The organism is Kitasatospora sp. NPDC057512, from assembly GCF_042802135.1.
In the GTDB taxonomy this organism is placed as follows: domain Bacteria; phylum Actinomycetota; class Actinomycetes; order Streptomycetales; family Streptomycetaceae; genus Kitasatospora.
In genome coordinates, this window is the sequence record NZ_JBHVET010000710.1 from 1 (window position 1) to 4,391 (window position 4,391).

At 76.2% G+C, this 4,391-nt stretch carries 1 protein-coding gene; it reads right to left on the reverse strand.

Features of this window, described 5'->3' with window-relative positions; all coding sequences use genetic code 11:
- Positions 1–4,219: ATP-dependent helicase (locus ACFU6K_RS32350; RefSeq protein WP_380669107.1), on the reverse strand; the 4,219-nt coding region annotated here is incomplete at its 3' end.
- Positions 4,220–4,391 lie beyond the last annotated feature (172 nt).

Genomic DNA, 4,391 nt, shown 5'->3' on the forward strand with positions numbered 1-4,391 from the left:
CCGCCATCGCGGCGAGCACCCGGTAGACCCCGGCGAAGCCGCCGGGCACCCGTTCGGCCGCCACCGCGCCCCGGGTGAGCAGGCCGTGGCGGTCCAGCAGGTTCTGCGCCTGGGCGGTGGCCCGGACCGTCGGGTCGGCGGCGAAGGCGGGCAGCAGCGACCAGCGGCCGGCCACCGTCGGCGGGCCGCCGCGCAGGGCGCCGCCGACCCGGCCGAAGGCGCGGCCGGCCCCGCCGTAGCGGCCGCGCGGGGTGGACCGGGGCGCGCGGTGGGCGGTGGCGCCCGCCGTCCGGCCGGAGCCGAGCAGGGCGCGCAGCGGGGCGAGGGTGTCGTTGGTGACGAAACCGGCCCAGACCAGGTCCCAGAGCGCCTCGACGATCTCCGGCTCGGCGGTCTCCTCCGGGAGCTGCTGGACGAGTTGGCGGAAGAACAGGCCGTAGCCGCCGGCCAGCGCGGACAGCAGGGCGCTGTGCACCGGGGTGAGCGCGGGCGGGACGGGTTCGGGGCGCAGCAGGTGGGCGTTCTCGGCGAGGTGCAGGCTGAGCCAGCCGTCCTTGCCGGGCAGGGCGCCGGCCCCGCACCAGCCGACCTCGCCGGCCGCCATCAGCTCGTCCAGCAGGCCGGGGGAGAAGTCGGTGAGCCGGGCCGGGAGGATCAGCTTCTCCAGCGCGGAGGCGGGCAGGGCGGTGCCCTGGAGCTGCTCGACCACCCGCAGCAGGCCGTCCGGGCCGCGCAGCCGGTGGCCGGCCAGGTGCTGCCACTGCGGCAGGAAGGCGGCCAGGGCGCGCGGCGGGACCGGCTCGACCTCCTGGCGCAGGGCGGCCAGCGAGCGGCGGCGCAGCCGGCGCAGCACCTCGGCGTCGCACCACTCGGGGGCGGTGTGCCACTCGGGGTCGGTCTGGCTCCCGGTGGGCCTGAAGTGGCCCTGGACCAGGCGGCCGGCGGCGGTCAGGCGGTGCAGGGTGCCGGTGACCACGGCGGTGCCGAGGCCGTGGCGGGCGGCGGCCTCGGCGGCGGTGAACGGGCCGTGGGTGCGGGCGTGGCGGGCGATCAGATCGCCCAGCGGGTCCTTGACCGGTTCGGTGAAGGCCTCCGGGACGCCCACCGGCAGCGGGGTGCCCAGCGCGTCGCGCAGCCGTCCGGCGTCCTCGATCGCGGCCCAGCGGCGCTCGCCGGCGATCCGGACCTGGATCACCCGGCGGGCCGCCTCCAGCTCCAGGGCCCAGAGCGGCTCGGCGCCGCGCGCCGTCAACTCGGCCTCGGAGAGCGGGCCGAGCAGGCGCAGGGCGTCGGCGACGCCCTCGGCGTCCTTGATCCGGCGCTCGGGGGTGAGGCGTTGGAGCTCGGCCTCCAGCTCGGCGAGCACCCGCGGGTCGAGCAGCTCGCTCAGTTCGGCCTGGCCGAGGAGTTCGGACAGCAGCCGGGAGTCGAGCGAGAGGGCGGCGGCGCGGCGCTCGGCGAGCGGGGAGTCGCCCTCGTAGAGGAACTGGGCGACGTAGCCGAACAGCAGCGAGCGGGCGAAGGGCGAGGGCTCGGGGGTGGTGACCTCGACCAGGCGGACGGCGCGGGACTCCAGATCGCCCATCAGCTCGACCAGGCCGGGGACGTCGAAGACGTCCTGCAGGCACTCCCGGACGGCCTCCAGGACGATCGGGAACGAGCCGTACTCGGAGGCGACTTCGAGCAGTTGGGCGGCGCGCTGGCGCTGCTGCCAGAGCGGGGTGCGGCGGCCGGGGCTGCGGCGGGGGAGCAGCAGGGCGCGGCCGGCGCACTCCCGGAAGCGGGAGGCGAACAGGGCGGAGCCGCCGACCTGGTCGGTGACCAGCTGCTCGATCTCGCCGGGGTCGAACAGGGTGGCGTCGGCGCCGACCGGGGCCTCGTCCTGCTCCGACTGCGCCGAGGGGGTGCCGAAGTCGAAGTCGAGGGCCAGCAGGTCGGCGTCGGGCAGGCGCAGCACGATGCCGTCGTCGGCGTGCATCACCTGCGGGTCCAGGCCGTGCTTCTCGCGCAGCCGGGCGCCGAGGGCGAGCGCCCAGGGGGCGTGCACCTGGGCGCCGAAGGGGGAGTGGACGACGATCCGCCAGTCGCCGAGCTCGTCCCGGAAGCGCTCGACCACGATGGTGCGGTCGTCGGGGAGGTGGCCGCAGGCGGCGCGCTGCTCGGCCAGGTAGTCCAGCAGGTTGGCGGCCGCCCAGTCGTCCAGGCCGGCCCGCTTGAGGCGCTCGGTGGCGGCCTCGGGCGGCAGGGCGCCCAGTTCGCGGGTGAAGGCGCCGAGGGCGCGGCCGAGTTCGAGCGGGCGGCCGAGCGTGTCGCCCTTCCAGAACGGGAGCCGGCCGGGGACGCCGGGGGCGGGGGTGACCAGCACCTTGTCGTGGGTGATCTCCTCGATCCGCCAGGAGGTGGTGCCGAGGGTGAACACGTCGCCGACGCGGGACTCGTAGACCATCTCCTCGTCGAGCTCGCCCACCCCTCCCCCACCACCACCCTTCTGGGGAAGCGCTGCGCGCTGCCCCTCTCGTTGGCCGCCGCCCTTCTCCTTCGGGTCCGCGCCCGCGATGAAGACGCCGAACAGGCCGCGGTCGGGGATGGTGCCGCCGGAGGTGACGGCCAGCCGCTGGGCGCCGGGGCGGCCGGTCACGGTGCCGGCCACCCGGTCCCACACCAGGCGGGGGCGCAGCTCGGCGAAGGCGTCCGAGGGGTAGCGGCCGGCCAGCATGTCGAGCACGGCGTCGAAGGCGGACTGCGGGAGGGTCGCGAAGGGCGCGGCGCGGCGGACCACGGCGAGCAGGTCGTCCACCGGCCAGGTGTCCAGGGCCGTCATCGCGACCAGCTGCTGGGCGAGCACGTCCAGCGGGTTGCGCGGGATGCGCAGCGCCTCGATCCGGCCGGCCCGCATCCGCTCGGTGACCACGGCGGACTGGACGAGGTCCCCCCGGTACTTGGGGAAGAAGACGCCGGTGGAGACGGCGCCGACCTGGTGGCCGGCCCGGCCGACCCGCTGCAGGCCGGAGGCGACCGAGGGCGGGGACTCGACCTGGACTACCAGTTCGACGGCGCCCATGTCGATGCCCAGCTCCAGGCTGGAGGTGGCGACCACGGCGGGCAGCCGGCCGGCCTTCAACTCCTCCTCGACGAGCGACCGCTGCTCCTTGGAGACGGAGCCGTGGTGGGCCCGGGCGATGACCGGGGGCGCGCCCTTGGCCGCGCCCGAGCCGCCCATCAGCTCGGCCGGGGCGTGCGCCTCGGGGACGGCGGTGCCGGTGGCGCGCTCGTAGGCGATCTCGTTCAGCCGGTTGCACAGCCGCTCGGCCAGCCGGCGGGAGTTGGCGAAGACGATGGTCGAGCGGTGCGCCTCGACCAGGTCGACGATCCGCTCCTCGACGTGCGGCCAGATCGACGCCTGCCGCTGCGGGTCGGTGCCGGCGGCGCCGCCGGTGGCCGGGGCGGCGGGCAGGTCGTCCAGGTCAGGGACGGGGACGACCACCGAGAGGTCGAACTCCTTGGCGGCGGCGGGCTGGACCACGGCGGCGCCGCGCTGCGGGCTCAGGAAGCGGGCCACCTCCTCGACCGGGCGGACCGTCGCGGACAGGCCGATCCGGCGGGCCGGGCGCTCCAGCAGTTCGTCCAGCCGTTCCAGGCTGAGCGCGAGGTGCGCGCCGCGCTTGGTGCCGGCGACCGCGTGCACCTCGTCCAGGATCACCGTGTCCACGCCGCGCAGGGCCTCCCGGGAGGCGGAGGTGAGCAGCAGGAACAGCGATTCGGGGGTGGTGATCAGGATGTCCGGCGGGTGGGTCGCGAAGCGGCGGCGGTCGGCGGCCGGGGTGTCGCCGGAGCGGATGGCGACCTGGACCTCGGGCTCGGGCAGGCCGAGTCGGACGGCGGCCTGGCGCAGGCCGGCCAGGGGGGCGCGCAGGTTCCGTTCGACGTCCACCGCGAGGGCCTTGAGCGGTGAGACGTAGAGGACCCGGCAGCGGTGCCCGGGCTCGGCGGGGGGAGGGGTGCTGCTGAGCCGGTCGAGGGCGGAGAGGAAGGCGGCCAGCGTCTTGCCGGAACCGGTGGGGGCGACCACCAGGACGTCCGTCTCCCGCTGGATGGCCCGCCAGGCCTCGGCCTGCGCGGCGGTGGGGGCGGAGAAGGCACCGGTGAACCAGGCCCGGGTGGCCGGGGCGAAGCCGGCCAGGGGGTCGTCGGCGGACGGGGTCGGGTGCTGGGGCGCCATGCCCCCATGGTGCCGGGTGGGACCGACAAGCGGGGGCGGGCGGGAGGTTCGGAGGAGGGGTGCAAGCCGGGGAGCAGAAACCACAATCCGCTCATATGGTGAGGAATCGGATGCTTGATCCATCCGTGACCCACCGGACCGACGAGCGGAGACCGTGCGATGGCGCAGGCGC